This window comes from Brevundimonas sp. GW456-12-10-14-LB3 (genome assembly GCF_059424365.1).
Genome location: NZ_JBWKZJ010000039.1, coordinates 1 through 20,758, shown reverse-complemented (window position 1 = coordinate 20,758; position 20,758 = coordinate 1). Strand labels below are relative to the sequence as shown.

Here is a 20,758-nt window from a genome sequence, read left to right as displayed (position 1 = left end):
CTAGCCGGCGCTCGGCTTGGCCAGGGACGGTCGTTCATTCGCCTTGGCGGCGGCGGTCGCCTCGACGGCGCGCATGACGCGCAGCAGGTTCTCGCCGGCGATCTTGCGGATGTCGGCCTCGGTCCAGCCGGCGTCCATCAGGGCGGCGAGGATGCGCGGATAGGCGTCCACCCCGGTCATGCCCTCGGGCAGGCTGCCGATGCCGTCGAAGTCGGCGCCCAGGCCGACGTGATCGATCCCGGCGACCTGACGCACATGCTGGATATGGGCGACGACGTCGGCCAGGGTCGCCTCCGGCGTCGGATGGGCGGCGGACCAGGCGGTCAGGCCGGCCTCGACGGCGGTCGGATCGCCGGGGTTCAAGGTCTTCAGCCGCGCCTCCTCGCCCGCGCGGTCGGCGTTCCAGGCGCGGACCCGTTCGGAGACGAAGCCGGGGGCCAGGTTGATCATCACGATCCCGCCGTCCTCGGGCATCATCCGCAGCACCCGGTCGGGCACGTTGCGCGGGTGGGCCGTGATCGCCCGCGCCGAGGAGTGGGAGAAGATGACCGGGGCGTCGGACACCCGCATAGAGTCCAGCATGGTGTCCTCGGACACGTGGCTGAGGTCCACCATCATGCCCAGGCGGTTCATCTCGCGCACCACATCCTCGCCGAAGGGGCTGAGCCCGCCCCATTTGGGGGCGTCGGTCGCGCTATCGGCCCAGGTGGTGGTCTTGGAGTGGGTCAGGGTCATGTATCGGGCGCCGGCGCGATAGAATTCGCGCAGCAGGGCCAGGGAGTCGTCGATAGAATAGCCGCCCTCCATGCCGATCAGGCTGGCGATCCGACCCGAGGCGAAGACGGCGTCCACCTGGTCCGCCGTGGTCGCCAGACCGAAGACGTCGGGGTGGGCGGCGATGATCCGCTTGGCCGTGTCGATCTGCTCGAAGGTCTCCTCGACCGCCTCCAGCGGGGTCAGGCTGGCGGGGACGTAGACGGACCAGAACTGGCCGCCGACGCCGCCGGCGCGCAGGCGGGCGATGTCGGTGTGGAGCCGTGTCGTCGCTTCGAGATTGGTCGTCAGATCAACGGCATAGACGTCATTGCCGTACTGCTGGCGCAGGGCCCAGGGCAGGTCGTTGTGGCCGTCGATCAGGGGGGTGGTCTTCAGGATCTCCATCACCCTGGCCTCATTGGCCGAATGAGCGTGGGCGACGGTGGCGATGGCGGCGACGGCGACGCCGGCCAGAAGACGACGGATCATGATGCGACTCCCTTGTTGCGACGCACACTGACAGACCGACCTCGAGAAAAGAACCCTCTCCCGCTTGCGGGAGAGGTGTCGCGTCGATCGGCAAAGCCGATCCAGCGACGGAGAGGGAAGTCTCGCCCATAAGAAGACCTCCCCCATCGTCAGGCGTGTCGCTGCGCGCCACGACCTGACACTTCCCCCCCAAGCGGGGGAAGGTCTAAGAGACGGCATGAGCGACGCCGCCTTCTCCGATCCGCTCGACCTGAAGAAGGTCGAGACCCGCGCCTGGTTCGAGCATATGCGCGACCGCATCCATTCTGCCTTCGAGGCGCTGGAGGATGCGGCGCCCGACGATCTGTTTCCGGGGGAGCCGGGACGGTTCGTGCGGACCCCCTGGGCGCGCGAGGCAGGCGGCGGGGGCGTGATGGGGATGATGCACGGCCGGCTGTTCGAGAAGGTCGGGGTCCATGTTTCGACCGTGCACGGAACATTCCCTGCAGACTACGCCAAGACGGTTCCGGGGGCGGCGGAAGACCCCCGGTTCTTCGCCACCGGGATCAGCCTGATCTGCCATCCGGTCAGCCCCAGGGTTCCGGCGGTGCATATGAACACCCGCTTCATCGCCACGACCCAGAGCTGGTTCGGCGGCGGGGGCGATCTGACGCCGGTGCTGGAGGCGGACCGGCGCCAGGACCACCCCGACACCCTGGCCTTCCACGCCGCGATGAAGGCGGCCTGCGACGCCCATGACCCCGACTGGCACGCCAAGTACAAGGCCTGGTGCGACGAGTATTTCTTCCTGCCGCACCGGCAGGAGCCGCGCGGCACGGGCGGCATCTTCTATGACCACCACGACAGCGGCGATCACGACCGGGACTTCGCCTTCACCCGCGACGTGGGCCTGGCCTTCCTGGACGTCTATCCGAAGATCGTCGCGGGCCGGATGACCGAGGCCTGGACGGCCCAGGAGCGCGAGGAGCAGCTGGTGCGGCGCGGGCGCTATGTGGAGTTCAACCTGTTGTACGATCGTGGCACCATGTTCGGCCTCAAGACCGGCGGCAACGTCGATTCGATCCTCAGCTCCATGCCCCCGGTGGTGAAATGGCCGTGAAATCCCCCCTTGCCAAGATCCTGCTGCGCCCCCTGGCCACCTCGGCGCTGTTCGCCGTGCTGTACGGGATCTATCTGGTCCTGGCGAAGCAGCCGCAGATCCCGCTGACCCTGTTCGTAGTGATCGGCTTCTACTTCGCGGCCTCGCTGCTGCTGGAGCGGTTCGTGTTTCCCCGCTTCGGTCTGTAGGCGGCCGCACCCCACACTCCCGTCATCCTCGGGCTTGACCCGAGGACCGGATGCGGATCGGGCTGTGCGCCCGCCGCTGACGCAATGCGGCGGACAGCCCGGTCCTCGGGTCAAGCCCGAGGATGACGGGAGTGTGGGGCCCAGAGCGGAATGAGGAGCCCAGGGCCCGTCCGCTCACCCCATCGCCGCCGTGAAGGCGTCGCCGGCGCGGCTGCGATAGCGTTCGGCGTGGCGCAGCAGGCGGAAGGGGCGTTCGGGCAGGGAAAAGGCGGCGGTGACCAGGCGGCCGGCGGCGACGGAGGCGTAGGCGACGCTTTCGGACAGGGCGGTGGCGCCGGCCCCCGCCTCGGCGGCGGCGAGCACCGCTTCGTTCGACGGCAGGGTCATGGCGACGGGCAGGTCGGCGGGGTCGATCCCGGCCTGGCGCACCGCCTCCTCCAGGGTCGAACGGGTGCCCGAGCCGGCTTCGCGCAGCACCCAGGGGGATGTGGTCAGATCCTGAGCCGACAGACGGCGCAGGCCCGCCCAGGGGTGGTCCGGCGCCACCACGACCGCCAAGCGGTCCGAGCCGATCCGGGTCTGTTCCAGCGCGGATTCGTCGACCGCGCCCTCGACCAGGCCGATCTCGGCCTCGCCTCCCAGGACGGCGGCGGCGGCCTGGCGCGTATTGCCGATCTGGACGTCCAGCTCGATGCCCGGATGGGTGGCGTGGAAGGCCACCAGACGACGGGGCAGCCAGTAGGAGGCGATGGTCTGGCTGGCGAAGACGGTCAGGCGGCCGCGCCGCAGGGCGCTGAGGTCCGCCAGCGCCGCCTCGGCCGCCGCCGCGCGCGCCAGGACGGCCTTGGCCTCGGGCAGGAAGGCCTGGCCGGTGGCGTTCAGCACCACGCCCCGCCCCACCCGGTCGAACAGATGAACGTCGTGCTCGGCCTCGAGCGCCGCGATGGCGTTGGAGACGGCCGACTGGGTCAGGTTCAGCGCCCGCGCCGCCGCCGTCACATGCTGACGCTCGGCCACGGCGACGAAGATGCGCAGGCGCTCCAAAGTCACGATCAATCTCCAATTCGGATTGAACCGACCATAACAATCCGTTGGACCGAGGTCGAGCGGGCGCGCATCAAGCGGAACCATGAAGTCCGCCGCCTCTGCCGCCGTCGCGACCCCGCCCCTGCCCCGCCCCGTCGGCCTGGCGGCGCGGCTCGGCGCGTTTGCCCGTTCGGTCTGGCCCGGCCTGATGATGAGCCTGGTGGTCGCCCTGGCGGCGGTAGGCCTGGGCGGTCTGGAACGCGAGGCGGTCGGCAAGGTCTGGCTGGAGCCGCTGGTCCTGGCCATTCTGCTGGGGGCCGGCGTGCGGGCGGCCTGGACGCCGGACGCCCGGTTCAGCGTCGGGATCGATTTCAGCGCCAAGATACTGCTGGAAGTCGCCGTGGTCCTGCTGGGCGCCTCGGTCAGCGCGGCGACCCTGTCGTCGCTGGGGCTGGGGTTCGTCGCGGGCGTCTTCGCCCTGGTGGCGGCCGCCATCCTGGCCGGGTTAGGAATCGGCCGTCTGCTGGGACTGACGCCGCGCATGGCCCTGCTGGTGGCGTGCGGCAACGCCATCTGCGGCAACTCGGCCATCGCCGCCGTGGCCCCGGTGATCGACGCCGACGGGGAAGAGGTGGCCGCCTCCATCGCCTTTACCGCCGTGCTGGGGGTGGTTGTGGTTCTGTCCCTGCCGCTGCTGGGCGGGCTGATGTCCATGAGCGGCCTGCAATACGGAGCCCTGGCCGGGCTGACCGTCTACGCCGTGCCCCAGGTGCTGGCGGCAGCCGCGCCGTTCGGCGCGGTCGCGACCCAGACGGGGACGGTGGTCAAGCTAGCGCGGGTGCTGATGCTGGGGCCGGTGATCCTGGCGCTGTCGCTGATGTTCAGGGATCGGGCGGCGGGAGCGAAGGGGCCGGGACTGCATCGGTTGTTGCCCTGGTTCATCGTCGGCTTCCTGGCGATGATCGCCCTGCGGAACCTGGACTTGATCCCGCAGGCGGGGCTGGAGCCGATGGCGGCGGCGTCGGGCCTGCTGACCGTGGCGGCCATGGCGGCCCTGGGGTTGCAGACCGACATCCGGGCCGTGGCGCGCGCCGGCGGGCGAGTGGCGGCGGCCGTGGTGCTGTCGCTGGCGGCCCTGGTGGGGCTGAGCTTGGGGCTGATCGCGGTGCTGGGGGTTTAGCCCTTCCACTTTCGTCATTCTCCGGCAAGCCGCGCCTTCGCGGCGCAGACCGGGGAACCCAGCGGCGCTGAAGGCGAAATCCATCCGCCACTCGCTGTTTGAAGCCAGTATCCGCGACAGGTTCGCGCTCACGCGCGCCGCTGGGTCCCCCGGTCTCGCTACGCTCGCCGGAGGATGACGAAAATAAGGATCAGATCCCGCTGCCCTGCTCCTCCACCGGCGGCGGGGTCAGCAGCAGGAAGGCGCGGATCCAGGCGGTGAGGACGGCGCGGTCGTTGGGGCGTTTCAGGCTTTCGAGGGCGGCGTCGGCCAGGGGTTCGGGGATGCGCGAACCGCGCCGGGTCTCGACCAGTGCGGCGGCGTAGTCGGGCTGGAACTCCGGGTGGCACTGGAAGGAGATGGCGTCTTCGCCCCAGGCCAGGCCGGCGTAGGGGGTGAAGCCGCTGGAGGCGATGACGCGGGCGTCGGGCGAAACGGCCACGACCTGATCCTGGTGCGAGACCGGAATGGCGATGGTGCGGGCGCGGGGGTGCATCCAGGGCTCGTCGCTGAGGACGTCGTAACGGTGCAGGCCGACGCCCCAGCCCTTGTCCGACTTGACGACTTCGCCGCCGAAGGCGTGGGCCAGGACCTGGTGGCCGAAACAGATGCCGACGATCCGGGTGCGGCCCCGCGCCGCGCGCAGCCAGTCGACCAGCTGGGGAATCCACGGCAGGTCGTCATAGACGCCGGCGGCCGAGCCGGTGACGATCACCCCCTGAAAGGCGGACGGGTCGGACGGCAGATGCCCGGATTGGACGTCGAACCGGGTGGTCGGGACGTTTTCGCCCAGGAGGGCGCGGAACCGGGCCGGATAGTCGTCGAAACTGTCCTTCAGGGCCTCGGGCGGATGGCCGGTTTCCAGAATGGCGATGCGGGTCATGACCCAACCATAGACAAGGGGCGCGCCGATCAGAAGGACCAGATTTCAGCCCGGCCGCCCGGATCGCCCAGACGATCGGCCACCCAGCCGCACACCTGGCGGGCCGCGTCCTCGGCGCCCGGCGGCGGATTGACGATGACCAGGGCGCAGCCGTTCATCTTCATCGGATTGGTCAGGGGCCGCAGGCGGGCCTCGGCGACCAGGGTCGGGCCGGCCCGGCCTTCCAGCCGCCGGGTGAAGGCGTCGAAGGTCTCCAGATCCTTCAGCGGGGTCCAGACGGCGATGGTCGCTGCCGGATCGCGGCGGATCACCGCCAGGGCGGCTTCGGCCGAGCGGATATAGTCGTCAGGCTTCTCGAACGGCGGGTCGATCAGGATCAGGGGCGCCTTGGCCCGCGCCGCCTCGGCCGTGGCCAGGGCGTAGCCGTCGCCCTCGCGCGCCTCGGCGTTGGGGCGATCCGCCAGGGCCTGGTCCAGCAGGGCGAGGACGGGCGGGTTCAGTTCATAGCCGACATAACGGCCCTCGCTGCCGAGCGCGTCGGCGATCAGCACCGGCGAGCCGGGATAGAAGCGGGCGCCGCCGTCGGGGTTCAGCGCCGCCACCCGATCCGCCAGGGCCTGCATCAGGGGCGGCAGATCAGCGTCCGTCATCAGACGCGCGACCCCGACCTCGGCCTCCTTAGACCGGGCGGCGTCGCCGGACAGGTCATAGAGGCCGGCGCCGGCGTGGGTGTCGAGCACCGTCAGCGGTCCCGCCGCCGCGCGGGCCTTCACCAGCCACAGGACCAGGGCGTGTTTGACCAGGTCGGCGAAATTCCCGGCGTGGAAGCTGTGGCGATAATTCATGCCGCCTCGTGTCGCGCCGGGCGCGCGGGGTCAAGGGGAACTCTCGGGCGCGGCGCCGCGTTCGTCGCAGGTCTGAGGCAAGCCGCTGAAAGACCGCTGAAAAGGAAACGCCGGGATGGCGGACGGATCGCATGGCTTCGACCCGGTGGTCGAGGTTCCGCAGGGGCTGAGCTGGTGCAGCGACGACAACCCCGGCCTGACCCGCCGCCGCGCCGGCAAGGGCTGGTCCTATCGCGACGCCGAGGGGCGGCCGGTCAAGGACCCCAAGGTTCTGGACCGGATCCGCGCCCTGGCCATTCCGCCCGCCTGGACCGACGTCTGGATCTGCCCCAAGGCCAACGGCCATATCCAGGCCACGGGCCGGGACCTGAAGGGTCGCAAACAGTACCGCTATCACAACGATTGGAGCACGGCCCGGTCGGAGAACAAGTTCGACAAGCTGCCGGCCTTCTCACGCGCCCTGCCCCGGCTGCGCGCCCAGGTGGAGCATGATCTGGGGCTGCGGGGACCGGTGAAGGAGAAGGTGCTGGCGACCGCCGTGCGTCTGCTGGAGATCACCCTGATCCGGGTCGGCAATGCGACCTACGCCCGTCAGAACCGCAGCTATGGACTGACCACCCTGAACAAGCGGCATCTGGAGGTGGACGGCGCCGCCCTGACGTTCGAGTTCCGCGGCAAGAGCGGCAAGGACCACCGGGTCAGCGTCCGCGACCGGCGGCTGGCGCGGGTGGTCCGGACCTTGGAGGAGCTGCCGGGGCGCCAATTGTTCAAATACCGCGACGCCGAGGGCCATCTGTGCCCCGTCACCTCGGACGATGTGAACGCCTATATCCGCGCGGCCATGGGTGAGCAGTTCTCGGCCAAGGACTTCCGCACCTGGGCGGGCACGGTCTCGGCGGCGCGGGCCCTGCGCGAGATGGAGCCCCCGACATCGCCCACCGACGCGAAACGCAAGATCACCGTCTGCGTCAAGGCGGTGGCGGGCCTGTTGGGCAATACGCCGACGGTGTGCCGGACCGCCTACGTCCATCCGAAGGTGATGGCCCTGTTCGAGAGCGGCGCGTTGAAGACCGCCCTGCCGGGACCGGACGCCAAGGGGTTCGAGACGGCGCTGATCCGGCTGCTGAAGGCGAGTTGAGGAGCGCACCCCCAGCGGCGCTATACACCGGTGTGAGAAATTCCTAGTTGATTAGTAGATTTAATTAGGGCGCATTCCCTTCGGATCACAGGAGGGGAACATGTCTGTCGTCACCAGGGCGTCCGCCCGCACTCTGGCTTCGGTTGCGGCCATGACGGCTTGCCTCAGCGTACCCGCCGTCGCCCTGGCGGAGGCGGAGGGCGCCGCTGCGGATTCGACGCAGGCGCGACAGTCCGCCACCCCGACTACCGCCAGCCTGGGCGACATCGTCGTCACCGCACGTCGGCGGGACGAACGGGCGCAGGACGTGCCCATCGCCCTGACTGTGGTGAACGAGGAATTGCTGGACAGGACCGGCGCCTACAACGTCGGCCAGATCACCCAGTTGGCCCCCAGCGTGCAGTTGCTGACCTCGAACCCGCGCAACACCGCCATCACCATCCGGGGCCTGGGGGCCAGCTATGGCCTGGCGAACGACGGGCTGGAACAGGGCGTCGGGATCTATGTGGACCAAGTCTATTACGGCCGGCCGGCGACGGCGACGCTGGACTTCGTCGATCTGGACCGGATCGAGATCCTGCGCGGACCGCAGGGGACGCTGTTCGGCAAGAACACCACCGCCGGCGCCCTGAACATCACCACCCGCGACCCGTCCTTCACGCCCGAGGGCCAGGCCGAGCTGAGCTTCGGCGACTATGGCTTCCTGCAGGCCAAGGCCAGCGTCTCAGGCCCCATTGTGGACGACAAGGTCGCCGGGCGGTTCTCGGTGGTCTCGACCCGGCGCGACGGGGTGCTGGACAATGTCACGACCGGAACCAAGCAGAATTCCCAGAACTCGATCAGCCTGCGCGGCCAGTTGCTGTTCCAGCCGACGGACCAACTGAGGGTGCGGCTGTTCGCCGACTACGCCGACCTGACGCCGGAATGCTGCACCCAGGTCTATGTGACGGCAGGCCAGACGCTGAAGCCCGCCGCCCAGCAGTTCGCCGCCCTGGCGGCCGGGCGCGGCTACGCCCCCGCGAGCACCAATCCCTATGACCGGTTGGCGGACGTCGACAGCGGCATTCAGGCCGATCAGATCCATCGCGGTGTCTCCGCCATCGTCGATTACGACTTCGGCTGGGCCACCCTGACCTCGGTCTCGGCCTGGCGGGCGTGGGATTGGGGGCCGCAGAACGACCGCGACTATACGGCGCTGGACATCGTTCGGCAGTCGGCCAACCCGTCGTGGCAGGACCAGTGGAGCCAGGAACTGCGCCTGTCCTCGAACGGGAACCAACGCATCGACTGGACCGGGGGCCTGTACGCCTTCCACCAGGCGGTGGAGACGCACGGGGTAACGGAATACGGGGCTGACGCCACCTACTGGCTGCTGAGCCCCAGCCTGCCGAACGCCCTGCTGGACGGCTATACTGTGTACAACGACAGCCGGATCGAGACGGATTCCTACGCCGTCTTCGGCCAGTTGACCTGGAACATCACCGATCGGCTGCACCTGACGCCAGGGCTGCGCTACACCTACGAGGAGAAGTCGGGAGCCTATGCGGCCACGACGACCGGCGGCTTGGTCACGACGGACGCCACCCTGATCTCGCGCAGGCTCGGCATCGCCCGGCCCCAGGCCTATGACGCCGAAATCTCGGACGACGACCTGTCGGGTCAGGTTTCGCTGTCCTACGACTTCAGCGACGATGTCCTCGTGTATGGCAGCGCGGCGCGGGGCTACAAGTCGGCCGGGATCAACATGGCCGGCATCCCCAACCTGCCGAGCGGCCAGCCGTCTCTGACCAATGCGGTGGTCAAGCCCGAGGTGGTGACGACCTATGAGCTGGGGCTGAAAACGCAGGGCTTCGACCGGCGGGTGACGGCCAATCTGGCCGCCTATCGCACCGATGTGGAGGACTATCAGGCCAATGTGGTCGACAGCGGTCCCGGCGCCCTGCGGGGCTATCTGGCCAATGCCGAGAAGGTGGTGATCCAGGGGGTTGAACTGGACGCCGTGGCGCGGCCGAAGCAGAACCTGGATCTGTACGCCAACGTCGCCTGGACCGATGCGAAGTACGATTCCTTCGCCAACGGCCCCTGCCCGCTGGAGCGGATCGGAACCTCGACCGTGGCCTGCGACCTGTCGGGCAAGGGCCTGCCGGGTGTGTCGCCCTGGGCGGCGTCGGCGGGCGGCGAAGTGCACGGGAACGGGGGCTTCCTGGGCCTGCCGGGTCAGTTCTACGGCGGGGCGGACGCCAGCTTCCGCTCGACCTACAACTCCGACGCCTCGGTCTCTCGCTACACCGAGATCGAGGGCTATACGATCCTGAACCTGCGGGCGGGTTTCCGCGCCGATAACGGCTGGGAGGCGTCGCTTTGGGTCAAGAATGCGCTGGACGAGGACTATCTGCAGTTCGTCAGCGTCCAGTCGGGCAACTCGGGTCTGGTGATCGGCAACCCCGGCGATCCGCGCACGGTGGGGATCACGCTGCGGGCGCGGTATTGATCCAGCACTCCGCCACCCTCGGGCTTGTCCTGAGGGGCTACGGATCGAGCTGATTCAAAACATATGAGGGGCGCACAGATCGTGCGCCCCTCTTCTGTTTCGAACGGTATCGAGGTGGACCCTCGGGACAAGCCCGAGGGTGACGGGAGGGAGGACGATTTACCCCTTCAGCCGCCAGGCGGCGCCATCGGGGCCGTCCATGACGACGACGTTCAGTTCGTTCAGGCGGTCGCGGATGCGGTCGGCCTCGGGCCAGTCCTTGGCGGCGCGGGCCGCAGCGCGTTGCTCCAGCAGGGCCTCGACCTCGGCCTTCAGGGCGGGATCACCGCCCTCGAACCAGGCGTCCGGCGTCAGCGACAGCACGCCGAGCAGGCCGGCGGCTTCTTTCAGGCTCCAGCGAGCCATGGCGACGTCATTGATGTCGGCCTCGGCGTCATTGAGCAGATCGCGCAGGGCGTTCGCCAGCCCGAAGAGCTGAGCTATGGCGCCCGGCGTGTTGAGATCGTCCTCCAGCGCGTCCAGCACTGGATCGAGCGCGTTCTCGGCCAGCTCCAGCTCGGCCTCGTCCAGCGTGGCCGGATCGAAGTCGGCCAGGGCCGCGTCGGCGTCGCGCAGGACGCCGTAGAGTCGGTCCAGATTCTTGCGGCTCTGTTCCAACAGTCCCTGGTTCCAGTCCAGCGGCTGGCGATAGTGGGCTGACAGAAGGGCCCAGCGGACGACCTCGCCCGGCATGGACTGGACCAGGTCGTGCAGCAAGAGGACGTTGCCGATCGACTTGGACATCTTCTCGGCGTCCACGGTCAGGAAGCCGTTGTGCATCCAGTAGCGGGCGTAGTGGTCGTGGGCGTTCTCGGCGTGGGCGCAGCCGTGGGCGCAGACGCCTTGGGCGATCTCGTTCTCGTGGTGGGGGAAGGCCAGGTCGACGCCGCCGCCGTGGATGTCGATGGGCAGGCCCAGGGTCTGTTCGATCATGGCCGAGCATTCGATATGCCAGCCTGGACGCCCCTCGCCCCAGGGGGAGGGCCAGGCCGGTTCGTCCGGCTTGGACGGCTTCCACAGGACGAAGTCGTGCGGATTCTTCTTGTAGGGCGCGACCTCGACCCGGGCGCCGGCGATCATGTCGTCCAGGTTCCGGCCCGACAGGGCGCCGTAGGACGGATAGGCCGAGACGTCGAACAGAACATGCCCCTCGGCCGCATAGGCGCAGCCGGCGTCGATGATGGCCTGAATCTGATCGACGATGGCCGGGATATAGTCGGTGACATGGGGGGCCAGGTCGGGCGGCGAAACGTTCAGCAGGGCCATGTCAGCCAGATAGGCGGCCTCGTAACGGGCCGTGACCTCGCCGATCGGCACCCCCTCGCGGGCGGCCTTCTGATTGATCTTGTCGTCCACGTCGGTGACGTTGCGGGCGTAGATCACCTTGTCCGCCCCGTACTGCCTTCGCAGCAGCCTTGCCAGGACGTCGAACACCACCGGCGGGCGCGCATTGCCGATATGGGCGTAGTCATAGACCGTCGGGCCGCAGACATAGAGGGTCACCCGGTTCGGATCGCGCGGTTCGAACAGGCGCTTTTCACGGTGCAGGGTGTCGTGGATGTGCAGCGGCATGGAGCGGTCTTCGGCAGGTTTTCTTGCAGGACGGAGGGTCCGTCCCATATAGCGGCCTGAGATACAACCGGGCGCCCTCGCCCGCGCCGGCCGGAAATCCAGTCCATGAGCGTCACCCCCGCCAAACCCGTCCTCGTCAGCGATGCGGCTGTGCAGCGTCCCAGCCGCGAACAGGCGCTGGAGGCGGTGCGGACCCTGATCGCCTGGGCCGGCGACAATCCCGACCGGCCAGGCCTGATCGACACGCCCAAGCGGGTGGTTGACGCCTATGGGGAGTGGTTCGACGGCTATGAGGCCGACGCGGCCAAGGAGCTGAGCCGCACCTTCGAGGACGTGACCGGCTATGACGACATGGTCATCCTGCGCGAGATCGAGGTGGAGAGCCACTGCGAGCACCACCTGGCCCCCTTCCTGGGCAAGGCCTATGTCGCCTATCTGCCCGGCGAGAAGGTGGTGGGCATCTCCAAGCTGGCGCGGGTGGTCGAGATCTTCGCCCGGCGGCTGCAGAATCAGGAAACCCTGACCAACGACATCATCGAAGCGATCGAATCGCAGCTTCAGCCCAAGGGCGTCGCGGTCATGATCGACGCCGCCCACCAGTGCATGACCACCCGCGGCGTGCATCACCGGCACGTCTCGACCGTCACGACCCGCTTCACCGGCGCCTTCAAGTCCGATCCCGCCCTGGCGGAGCGTTTCCTGAAGCTGGCGAAGGGCTGAGCCGGCGACCCTGTCGCATATGGCTGTCGCATATAATTGACGTGCAGGAAGGCGCGATCGTTTAGAAGCGCTTTACAAGCGGCGATCGGAACGCCAAGAACCGATCAAGCTTTCGGGCGATCCATAGGGAATGTCGGCGCATATGACGGCCGGCGAGTAACGGAGACGGTGCATGGCTGCGAAGATCGGTGGTTCCGGCGGGGACAAGCACACCATCGAACAGACGGCGGATATCAACATCACGCCGTTCATCGACATTCTGCTGGTGCTGATGATCATCTTCATGGTCGCCGCGCCGATGGCGACGGTCTCGATCCGCCTGGACCTGCCGCCGGCGCAGCCGCCCACCAATCCGACCGAAGAGAAGGAACCGGTGTACATCACCATCCAGGAAAACGGTCAGCTGTTCATCGCCGACCAACAATCCTCGATCGACAATCTGGCCGCCGACGTCTGCACCGCCCTGGGCGGCGGCGCCTGCCAGGAAGAGCGCGTCTTCGTCCGCGCCCAGCCGGAAGTGAAATATTCGCAGTTCATGGAAGTCATGAACAAGATGCAGGAGAACGGCTTCTTCAAGGTCGGCCTGCTGAACGAAGACATCGAATAGGACCTGGGTCTATCCAGGATCAGGGCCGCGTTCCGAAAGGGGCGCGGCCTTTTTCTTTGCGGTGAAGCTTGTCGGACGCGCCAGAGGCAGACTTGATAAGCCCCGGCTGTTCGAGGAGTCCGCCCATGCGCCGTCGCACCTTCCTATCCGCCCTGCCCGCAGGAACCCTGGCCGCCGGCGCCCTGGCCGCGACCGGGACCGAGGCGAGACAGGCGGCGGGTGCTGCCCCCTCCCCCGCCCGTCCGGCTGATCCCTATGCGGGGATCGGCATCGGAGATCGGGTCACGGGACCCAGGTTCACGGGCCGCTCAACCGTCTGGGGCATGAACGGGGCGGCGGCGACGGCCCATCCGACCGCCAGCCTGATCGGAATCGACACCCTGAGACGCGGCGGATCGGCCATAGACGCCGCCATCGCCATCAATGCGGCCCTGGGCTTTCTGGAGCCGGTGGCCAACGGCATCGGCGGCGACGCCTATTGCATGCTGTGGGATCCGAAGCAGAAGAAGGTGGTCGGGCTGAACGGGTCCGGCCCCAGCCCGCGGGGCCTGAGTCTGGAGATCGCGCGTTCCCGGGCTGTGGACGGCTATCTGCCCCGCTACGGCGCGGTGACGGTGAACGTGCCGGGCACGGTGGACGCCTGGTGGAGCGCGCACCAGCGCTACGGCAAGCTGCCGTGGAAGGATGTGCTGCTGCCGGTCGCCGAGCTGTGCGAACAGGGCGTGCCCGTGCCGCAGGTCATCGCCTACTATCTGGAACGCAACATGGCGGCCTTTGATCGGGCGCGGATCCCGATCGAGGAGCACGACAACAGGAAGCGCATCTGGGCCACGGGCGGGGCGACGCCCAAGGTGGGCGAGGTCTTCGCCAATCCCTTCCTGGGCAAGACGCTGCGGATGATCGCCGAGGGCGGACGCGACGCCTTCTATGACGGCCCCATCGCCGACCAGATCGAGGCCTATTTCAAGCGGATCGGCGGCTGGATGACCCGCGCCGACATGGCGGCCCACCACACCGAATGGGTCGAGCCGATCCAGACCAACTATCGCGGGGTGGACGTCTTCGGCCTGGGGCCGAACACCCAGGGCCTGTCGACCAACCAGATCCTGAACATCTGCGAACAGTTCGACCTGAAATCCATGGGCTTCCAGTCCGCCGCCTCTCTGCACGTCCAGGCCGAGGCCAAGCGGCTGGCGTTCGAGGACCGGGCGCGCTGGTTCGCCGACGACCGATTCTCCAAGACGCCGGTCGAATGGCTGAACTCCAAGGCCTATGCGGCCGAGCGGGCCAAGCTGATCCGGCCCGATCGGGTCATGGACCGCGTCATGCCGGGCGACGCCCCGCACCACGGCGACACCACCTATTTCAGCGTCGCCGACGCTGACGGGATGATGGTCAGCTGGATTCAGTCCAACTATCGCGGCATGGGTTCGGGCCTGGCGCCCGACAACGGCTCCGAACCGCTGGGCTTCATGTTCCAGGACCGGGGCGAACTGTTCGCCCTGACCGACGGCCATCCCAACATCTATGCGCCGGGCAAGCGGCCGTTCCAGACCATCATCCCTGGCTTCGCGGTCAAGGACGGCGAGCCCTGGATGGCGTTCGGCGTCATGGGCGGCGCCATGCAGCCCCAGGGCCAGGCCCAGATCATCATCAACATGGTCGACTATGGGCTGGAGCCCCAGGCGGCGGGTGATGCGCCGCGCTGGCAGCACTATGGCTCGTCGGAACCGACCGGCCAGCCGCAGGAAGGAACCGGAGTGCTGCACCTTGAGAGCGGCGTGCCCGAGGCGACCAAGGCGCAGCTGCGGGCCATGGGCTGGACCTTGGGCGAGCCGGACGGCGGCTTCGGCGGCTATCAGAACGTGATGAAGCAGATGAACCCGGGCGGGCGCTGGACCTATGGCGCGGCGACCGAAATGCGCAAGGACGGGATCGCCCTGGCCTATTGAGGTTGGGCCTATTGAGATTGGCGTTCGGAAATGACCCACGAAGAGGTGCGTGCTCTGCTGCTGTCCTTTCCCGGCGTCGAGGACGGCGTCTCCTATGGGGAACCGTCGTTCAAGGTGGCGGGGAAGTTCTTCACCTGGCTGCGTCCGAAGCTGGACGACAGTATCGTGGTGCACCTGGATAATCTGGACGAGCGGGATTTGCTGATCGAGATGGACCCCGACGCCTTTCATTTCACGGACCACTACCGCGACTATCCGATCGTGTTGGCCCGCATCGCCCATGTCGATCCCGTCTGGCTGAAGGCGGCGCTGTGGAAACGGTGGCGCAAGGTCGCGCCGAAGCGCCTGGCAAAGGCCCATGACGCGGCTTGACCTGACGTCGGGGAAATAAGTCAGGGTCCGTTGAAAATAGCAACGGACGGAAACGACATGGGGCTGACGGTCGAAGACCGGTCGATCAAGGCCGAGGACGGCTGGCCGCTGGAAGCGACCCTGTTTCGGGGCGACAGGCCGAGAATGGCGGTGCTGGTCTCGGCCGGAACGGGATTTCCGCGCGGCTTTTACGCCCGGTTCGCGCGGTGGATGGCCGAACGGGGCGGCGTGGTTCTGACCTATGACTATCGCGGCATCGGCGGGTCGCGGCCCGAGGATCTGGCGGCCATGGAGATGGACTATCCCGACTGGGGTCGGCTGGACATGCCGGCGGCGCTGAAGGCTCTGAAGAAGGCGGCGCCGGGCCTGCCGATCTTCCATGTCGGACACAGCGTCGGGGGTCATTTCGTCGGCTTCATGTCCAACCAGGGCGAGATCGCCCGCCACGCCTTCGTCTCGGTCGGGACCGGATGGTGGGGCGGACACCACCGAACCTATAATCCGATGGAGCTGTTCTTCTGGTTCGGTTTCGGACCCCGCCAGCTGCGCCGCCACGGCTATATCCGCGCGGGCCGGCTGTGGCGGGGGACCGACCTGCCGCGCGGGGTGTTCCAGACCTGGAAGCGGTGGTGCCTGAAGCCCGCCTATTTCCTGGACGAGCTGAGGTCCGGCGCCCTTGATCCCCAGGGGTTCGACAAGGTTCGGGCGCCGATCCGGTCCTGGATCTTTCCCGACGACCCCATCGCCACACCTGGCACAGGGGCGGCCCTGCTGAAGGCCTATCCCAACGCCCCGTCCGAGATCGTCGTAAGGCGGGCCGGCGACTATGGCGCCCGACGGATCGGCCACGAGGGCGCCTTCCGCAAGGGATTGGAGCCGCTGTGGCAGGAAATTCTGGATTGGTTCGACGCGGGGGTTTCGAAGGCTGGACCCGGCGCCTAACTGTTCGGCTCCCCCAGTAAGAAGGTGTTCCCCCCATGGCCTATGGCGATCAGCCCACCCTCAGCGTCGACGGCGTCGAGATTCCCTTGCTCGGCTTCGGCACCTGGCAGCTGGAGCCGGCGGACGCGCGCCGGATGGTCGCCGAGGCCCTGCGGATCGGCTATCGCCACATCGACACGGCCTGGATTTACAAGAACGAGAAGGCGGTGGGCGAAGGCATCCGGGATTCCGACGTGCCGCGTGAGGACATCTTCCTGACCACCAAGATCTGGGTCGAGCATTTCACCCATGACGCCCTGCTGAAACAGGCCGAGGAATCGGCCGAGAGCCTGGGGACCACGCCGGACCTGCTGCTGCTGCACTGGCCCAAGCCGACGCCGAACTTCGAAGAGACCCTGGGCGCGCTGAACGAGGCCAAGGATAAGGGACTGACCCGCAACATCGGTCTGTCCAACTTCCCGTCCAAGGAATTCCGGCAGGCCCAGGCCCTGTCCAAGGCGCGGTTGATCACCAATCAGGTCGAGCACCATCCCTATCTGGGCGTTGATCCGCTGGTGGCGACGGCGGCTGAGCTGGGGTCGTCGATCACCGCCTGGTCGCCCCTGGCCCAGGGCAAGATCGCCGAGGACGCCACGATTTCCGACATTGCTCAGGCGCATGGGAAGACCAACGGCCAGGTCACCCTGCGCTGGCTGATCCAGAACCGGATCATCGCCATTCCGCGCACGACGAAGGAAAGCCGGGCGCGCGAGAATTTCGACATCTTCGACTTCGAACTGTCGGACGAGGAGATGCAGCGGATGGACGCTCTGGACCGGGGCGAACGGCTGGGCGACTGGCTGGACCCCGCCTACGAATGGGACAAGTCCGCCGCCTGATCAGAGGAGGCGCGCATGTTGCGGGAAAGAGATCGGCCGCGTCTGTGGCGCGCCGCCTTCGCCGTCATCGGCTGGGCGGCGCTGGCGCTGCAGTATCTGCTGATAGCGGGGCCGGCGGACGGCTGGGCGGTGGCGACGCGGACCGTCCAGTACTTCAGCTTCTTCACGATTCTGACCAATATACTGGTCGCCCTGGCCCTGACGGGGCCTTTGCTGAAACCGACATGGCCCCTGGCCCGCTGGACGGCGTCGCCGACCTTCCGCGCCGCCGTGACGACCTATATTCTGATCGTCGGGGTGGTGTATCATTTCATGATCGCCCCCTACTGGCGGCCGGAGGGGCTGACCTTGGCCGTCAATCTGGTGCTGCACTACGTCATGCCGGCCGCCTTCCTGCTGGACTGGCTGTGGTTCACGCCGAGGGGCGCGTTGCGGTGGATCGACCCGGTGAAGGCCCTCGGATTTCCGCTGATCTTCGGCGCATGGACCCTGGGTCATGGCCTCGCCACCCATTGGTGGCCCTATGGGTTCGTCAATGTTGATGCGCTGGGGCTGGGCCGGGTGCTGGCGACTTTCGGCGGGCTGCTGGTCTTTTTCCTGCTGATCGGATCGGCGCTGGTCGGGATGGACCGGGTCTTAAGTCGAACGAGGCGTGACAGTTCGGCCCCGGCGCTTTAGGCGGAGCCATGGCCTATAAATCCCTGCGTGACTTCATCGACCAGCTGGAAGCCGACGGCGAGCTGGTGCGGGTGTCTGAACCCGTCTCCACCGTGCTGGAGATGACCGAAATCCAGACCCGGCTGCTGCGCAACGGCGGCCCGGCGGTGCTGTTCGAAAAGCCGGTCATGCCGGACGGGACGATCAGCCCCATCCCCTGCCTGGCCAATCTGTTCGGCACGGTGAAACGGGTCGCCATGGGAGTGACGCTGGAGGGCAAGAACCGCACGACGGCGGACGAGCTGCGCGAGGTCGGGGAACTGCTGGCCTTCCTGCGAAACCCGACCCCGCCGCGCGGCTTAAGCGACGCCATGGAGATGCTGCCCCTGGCGCAGACCGTCATGTCGATGCGGCCCAAGACGGTGAAGAAGGCGCCGGTGCAGGAGGTGGTGCTGAAGGGCGACCAGATCGACCTGACCGCCCTGCCCGTTCAGACATGCTGGCCCGGCGAGCCGGCGCCCCTGATCACCTGGGGCCTGGTCGTGACCAAGGGGCCGAGCGAGGACCGCGAGGACGACTTCAACCTGGGCATCTATCGGATGCAGGTGCTGGGCAAGGACAGGGCCATCATGCGCTGGCTGGCCCATCGCGGCGGGGCGCAACACTATGCGCGGCACAAGAAGGCCCGGCCCAAGGAGCCCCTGCCCTGCGCCGTCGTCCTGGGCGCCGATCCGGGGACCATCCTGGCTGCGGTGACCCCGGTGCCGGACACCCTGTCGGAATATCAGTTCGCGGGCCTGATGCGCGGCGCCAAGGCCGAGCTGGTCCCGTGCAAGACCGTGCCGCTGATGGTCCCCGCCCAGGCCGAAATCGTGCTGGAGGGCCACGTCCTGCTGGACGCGTTCGAGGACGAAGGCCCCTATGGCGACCATACCGGCTATTACAACTCGGTCGAGAAGTTCCCGGTCTTCCAGGTCAGCGCCGTCACCATGCGGCGTGACCCCATCTATCTGACCACCTTCACCGGACGGCCGCCGGACGAGCCCAGCGTGCTGGGCGAGGCGCTGAACGAGGTCTTCATCCCCCTGCTGCGCCAGCAGTTCCCCGAGATCGTCGACTTCTGGCTGCCGCCCGAGGGGTGCAGCTACCGGATCGCGGTGGTGTCGATGAAGAAGGCCTATCCGGGCCACGCCAAGCGAGTGATGCTGGGCGTCTGGAGCTATCTTCGCCAGTTCATGTACACCAAATGGGTCATCGTCGTGGACCACGACATCGACGCCCGCGACTGGAAGGACGTCATGTGGGCCATCTCGACCAAGATGGACCCGGCGCGCGACATCACCGTGATCGAGAACACCCCGATCGACTATCTGGATTTCGCCAGCCCCGAGAGCGGCCTGGGCTCCAAGATCGGCCTGGACGCGACGGACAAATGGCCGCCCGAGACCAAGCGCGAATGGGGCGAGGAGATCCGGATGGACCAGGCGGTGGTAGAAAGGATCGACGCTATCTGGGACACGCTCGGCTTGCCCGGCGACAAGAGGTCGATCTGGAAATAGGGCGGAAGCCTTGATTCACGCCGAGGGGGCGATGTGAGCGCGTTCGAATTTTTCTTCAGCTTCTATGGGCTGATCCTGGGCCTGTCGGTGGCGGAACTGCTGGGCGGGTTCGCGCGGACGCTGAACCGTAATCCAAGGCCGCGCTTCGGCCTGTTGACGCCGCTGCTGGTGGTGTTCGCCGCATTGGATGTGACCACCTTCTGGTTCCAGGCCTGGATCATCTTCCGCCCCGCCCCGTTCAATCTGGCCCTTCTGATGCTGGGCCTGGTGATCGCAGGCCTGTTCTACATCTCGGCCACCCTGGTCTTTCCGCGTGACGAGGATCAGGTCGAGGATCTGGACGCCCATTTCTGGCGCAACAAGCGCACCATCCTTCTGCTTCTGCTGAGCGCCAATGTCATTGTCGCCAGCCTGATCGTCGGCGTCGCGGCCGCCCAGGGCGAACTGCATCTGGTGGCCAAGAGCTGGTTCTTCTGGTTCGGCGTGAGTCTGTTCACCGGTCTGACGCTGATCGCCGCCCTGGCGCGCCGCCCCTGGATCGTGAAGGCGGCGCTGATCGCGCTCTTGGCCTATTACGGCCTGAACATCAGCCGGGCTGCGGCGCCCCTGGTTGAAAAGGGCGGCTGGTCCCTGGTGGCGAAGGAATAGTCCGCCGATCGCGGATCGGCCGCCGAGGCGCGCTTGCCAAGACAAGCGCGATAACTCCATATCTGGGCGTGGCGTCAGATCGGGGGACAGGTGAGCGCGTTCGAATTCTATTTCAGTTTCTATGGCTTGGCGCTCGGCTTGTCGGTGGCGGTGATCGCCACGGGCCTGGCTGCGGCGATCCAGCATCGCAAGACCCTGCGCATCGGCTGGCTGACGCCCCTGTTGGCCCTGTTCGTCGGCCTGGACATCGCCACCTTCTGGGACGCCGCCTGGCACACCTTCCGAGACGCCCCGTTCAGCTACGGCATGCTGGTGATCGGCCTGGCGATCGCCATGGTCTATTTCATCGCGGCCTCTCTGGTCTTTCCGCATCAGATCGTCGACGGCATGGACCTGGACGATCATTTCTGGGGCAACAAGAGGATCGTGCTGATCCTGACCACCGTGGCCAATACGCTGATGGTGGCGGTCTCAATCTCTCAAATACTCGGCAAGCCGGGTGCGACCCTGCTGCTGATCAACTATGCGATCGCCTATCCGCTGTATCTGGTGCTGGTCGTTCCGGCGGCCCTGACGCGCAGCAGGCGGACCTTCGCCATCCTGCTGGGCCTGCACGTCGCCATCTATTTGATCCTGGCCTGCCTGCCGGCGACCCTCGCCGCCCCCGCCCCATCCCCG

General features: G+C 67.4%; 20 protein-coding genes. 15 read left to right on the top strand and 5 right to left on the bottom strand.

What is annotated here, in order from left to right:
• The gene (locus AC07XS_RS13505) at positions 1-1,245 is read right to left on the bottom strand and encodes a dipeptidase (protein ID WP_152950684.1); all 1,245 of its coding nucleotides are present in this window, start codon (positions 1,243-1,245) and stop codon (positions 1-3) included.
• A 217-nt stretch (positions 1,246-1,462) separates the two neighbouring features.
• On the opposite strand from AC07XS_RS13505, the gene hemF reads away from it, so the two are divergent.
• Both hemF and AC07XS_RS13495 read left to right on the top strand, forming a co-directional pair.
• Entirely contained in the window at positions 1,463-2,344 is an 882-nt protein-coding gene (hemF, locus tag AC07XS_RS13500) for an oxygen-dependent coproporphyrinogen oxidase (protein ID WP_182714851.1), read from the top strand.
• The gene (locus tag AC07XS_RS13495) at positions 2,341-2,532 is read left to right on the top strand and encodes a hypothetical protein (RefSeq protein WP_182714852.1); all 192 of its coding nucleotides are present in this window, start codon (positions 2,341-2,343) and stop codon (positions 2,530-2,532) included. Before hemF ends, AC07XS_RS13495 begins: the two co-directional genes overlap by 4 nt.
• A 174-nt stretch (positions 2,533-2,706) precedes the next feature.
• Here the strand turns inward: AC07XS_RS13495 and AC07XS_RS13490 are convergent, their stop codons facing one another.
• A complete protein-coding gene (locus AC07XS_RS13490; RefSeq protein WP_321208135.1) occupies positions 2,707-3,582 on the bottom strand; it encodes a LysR family transcriptional regulator in 876 nt (291 codons plus the stop codon).
• Positions 3,583-3,661: 79 nt separating this feature from the next.
• On the opposite strand from AC07XS_RS13490, the gene AC07XS_RS13485 reads away from it, so the two are divergent.
• A complete protein-coding gene (locus tag AC07XS_RS13485; protein ID WP_182714854.1) occupies positions 3,662-4,738 on the top strand; it encodes a putative sulfate exporter family transporter in 1,077 nt (358 codons plus the stop codon).
• A 190-nt stretch (positions 4,739-4,928) separates the two neighbouring features.
• Here AC07XS_RS13485 and AC07XS_RS13480 read toward each other — a convergent pair whose 3' ends face one another.
• Positions 4,929-5,660: a type 1 glutamine amidotransferase gene (locus AC07XS_RS13480; protein ID WP_182714855.1), complete on the bottom strand. Its 732-nt coding sequence runs from the start codon at positions 5,658-5,660 to the stop codon at positions 4,929-4,931.
• A 29-nt stretch (positions 5,661-5,689) separates the two neighbouring features.
• A complete protein-coding gene (rlmJ, locus tag AC07XS_RS13475; RefSeq protein WP_182714856.1) occupies positions 5,690-6,505 on the bottom strand; it encodes a 23S rRNA (adenine(2030)-N(6))-methyltransferase RlmJ in 816 nt (271 codons plus the stop codon).
• 115 nt (positions 6,506-6,620) lie between these two features.
• Between rlmJ and AC07XS_RS13470 the strand changes: the two genes are divergently transcribed.
• On the top strand, positions 6,621-7,643 hold the full coding sequence (locus tag AC07XS_RS13470; RefSeq protein WP_182714857.1) for a DNA topoisomerase IB: 1,023 nt from the start codon (positions 6,621-6,623) through the stop codon (positions 7,641-7,643).
• Positions 7,644-7,743: 100 nt separating this feature from the next.
• Positions 7,744-10,134, top strand: coding sequence for a TonB-dependent receptor (locus AC07XS_RS13465; RefSeq protein WP_321208136.1), 2,391 nt, complete (start codon positions 7,744-7,746; stop codon positions 10,132-10,134).
• Between the two features lie 159 nt (positions 10,135-10,293).
• Here AC07XS_RS13465 and cysS read toward each other — a convergent pair whose 3' ends face one another.
• Positions 10,294-11,745 (bottom strand): cysteine--tRNA ligase, encoded by a 1,452-nt coding sequence (gene cysS / locus AC07XS_RS13460; protein ID WP_182714858.1) that lies wholly within the window; start codon positions 11,743-11,745, stop codon positions 10,294-10,296.
• Between the two features lie 105 nt (positions 11,746-11,850).
• On the opposite strand from cysS, the gene folE reads away from it, so the two are divergent.
• The 10 genes from folE to AC07XS_RS13410 form a co-directional block, all read left to right on the top strand.
• On the top strand, positions 11,851-12,465 hold the full coding sequence (gene folE / locus AC07XS_RS13455) for a GTP cyclohydrolase I FolE (RefSeq protein WP_054766226.1): 615 nt from the start codon (positions 11,851-11,853) through the stop codon (positions 12,463-12,465).
• A gap of 172 nt (positions 12,466-12,637) precedes the next feature.
• A complete protein-coding gene (locus AC07XS_RS13450) occupies positions 12,638-13,072 on the top strand; it encodes a biopolymer transporter ExbD (RefSeq protein ID WP_054766227.1) in 435 nt (144 codons plus the stop codon).
• Between the two features lie 125 nt (positions 13,073-13,197).
• Positions 13,198-15,024: a gamma-glutamyltransferase family protein gene (locus AC07XS_RS13445; RefSeq protein ID WP_182714859.1), complete on the top strand. Its 1,827-nt coding sequence runs from the start codon at positions 13,198-13,200 to the stop codon at positions 15,022-15,024.
• Between the two features lie 30 nt (positions 15,025-15,054).
• The gene (locus tag AC07XS_RS13440) at positions 15,055-15,396 is read left to right on the top strand and encodes an MmcQ/YjbR family DNA-binding protein (RefSeq protein ID WP_182714860.1); all 342 of its coding nucleotides are present in this window, start codon (positions 15,055-15,057) and stop codon (positions 15,394-15,396) included.
• A gap of 57 nt (positions 15,397-15,453) precedes the next feature.
• Positions 15,454-16,338, top strand: a complete 885-nt coding sequence (locus AC07XS_RS13435) for a serine aminopeptidase domain-containing protein (protein ID WP_182714861.1) — start codon at positions 15,454-15,456, stop codon at positions 16,336-16,338.
• Positions 16,339-16,373: 35 nt separating this feature from the next.
• Positions 16,374-17,216, top strand: a complete 843-nt coding sequence (locus tag AC07XS_RS13430) for an aldo/keto reductase (protein WP_182714862.1) — start codon at positions 16,374-16,376, stop codon at positions 17,214-17,216.
• 15 nt (positions 17,217-17,231) lie between these two features.
• On the top strand, positions 17,232-17,894 hold the full coding sequence (locus AC07XS_RS13425; protein ID WP_182714863.1) for a Pr6Pr family membrane protein: 663 nt from the start codon (positions 17,232-17,234) through the stop codon (positions 17,892-17,894).
• Positions 17,895-17,902: 8 nt separating this feature from the next.
• Positions 17,903-19,432 carry a UbiD family decarboxylase gene (locus AC07XS_RS13420; RefSeq protein ID WP_182714864.1) on the top strand — a complete coding sequence of 510 codons (1,530 nt, stop codon included), beginning with the start codon at positions 17,903-17,905 and terminating at the stop codon, positions 19,430-19,432.
• 33 nt (positions 19,433-19,465) lie between these two features.
• Complete coding sequence (locus AC07XS_RS13415) at positions 19,466-20,080, top strand: hypothetical protein (protein ID WP_152950700.1); 615 nt, start codon at positions 19,466-19,468, stop codon at positions 20,078-20,080.
• A 90-nt stretch (positions 20,081-20,170) separates the two neighbouring features.
• Positions 20,171-20,758, top strand: a 588-nt coding sequence (locus AC07XS_RS13410) for a hypothetical protein (RefSeq protein ID WP_182714865.1), incomplete at its 3' end; no start/stop codon positions are given.

Excerpts from the sequence above, each read along its gene's own strand:
- AC07XS_RS13505 (WP_152950684.1), bottom strand. The coding sequence starts at position 1,245 with ATGATCCGTCGTCTTCTGGCCGGCGTCGCCGTCGCCGCCATCGCCACC.
- hemF (WP_182714851.1), top strand. The coding sequence starts at position 1,463 with ATGAGCGACGCCGCCTTCTCCGATCCGCTCGACCTGAAGAAGGTCGAG.
- AC07XS_RS13485 (WP_182714854.1), top strand. The coding sequence starts at position 3,662 with ATGAAGTCCGCCGCCTCTGCCGCCGTCGCGACCCCGCCCCTGCCCCGC.
- AC07XS_RS13480 (WP_182714855.1), bottom strand. The coding sequence starts at position 5,660 with ATGACCCGCATCGCCATTCTGGAAACCGGCCATCCGCCCGAGGCCCTG.
- rlmJ (WP_182714856.1), bottom strand. The coding sequence starts at position 6,505 with ATGAATTATCGCCACAGCTTCCACGCCGGGAATTTCGCCGACCTGGTC.
- AC07XS_RS13470 (WP_182714857.1), top strand. The coding sequence starts at position 6,621 with ATGGCGGACGGATCGCATGGCTTCGACCCGGTGGTCGAGGTTCCGCAG.
- AC07XS_RS13465 (WP_321208136.1), top strand. The coding sequence starts at position 7,744 with ATGTCTGTCGTCACCAGGGCGTCCGCCCGCACTCTGGCTTCGGTTGCG.
- cysS (WP_182714858.1), bottom strand. The coding sequence starts at position 11,745 with ATGCCGCTGCACATCCACGACACCCTGCACCGTGAAAAGCGCCTGTTC.
- folE (WP_054766226.1), top strand. The coding sequence starts at position 11,851 with ATGAGCGTCACCCCCGCCAAACCCGTCCTCGTCAGCGATGCGGCTGTG.
- AC07XS_RS13450 (WP_054766227.1), top strand. The coding sequence starts at position 12,638 with ATGGCTGCGAAGATCGGTGGTTCCGGCGGGGACAAGCACACCATCGAA.
- AC07XS_RS13445 (WP_182714859.1), top strand. The coding sequence starts at position 13,198 with ATGCGCCGTCGCACCTTCCTATCCGCCCTGCCCGCAGGAACCCTGGCC.
- AC07XS_RS13440 (WP_182714860.1), top strand. The coding sequence starts at position 15,055 with ATGACCCACGAAGAGGTGCGTGCTCTGCTGCTGTCCTTTCCCGGCGTC.
- AC07XS_RS13435 (WP_182714861.1), top strand. The coding sequence starts at position 15,454 with ATGGGGCTGACGGTCGAAGACCGGTCGATCAAGGCCGAGGACGGCTGG.
- AC07XS_RS13430 (WP_182714862.1), top strand. The coding sequence starts at position 16,374 with ATGGCCTATGGCGATCAGCCCACCCTCAGCGTCGACGGCGTCGAGATT.
- AC07XS_RS13425 (WP_182714863.1), top strand. The coding sequence starts at position 17,232 with ATGTTGCGGGAAAGAGATCGGCCGCGTCTGTGGCGCGCCGCCTTCGCC.
- AC07XS_RS13420 (WP_182714864.1), top strand. The coding sequence starts at position 17,903 with ATGGCCTATAAATCCCTGCGTGACTTCATCGACCAGCTGGAAGCCGAC.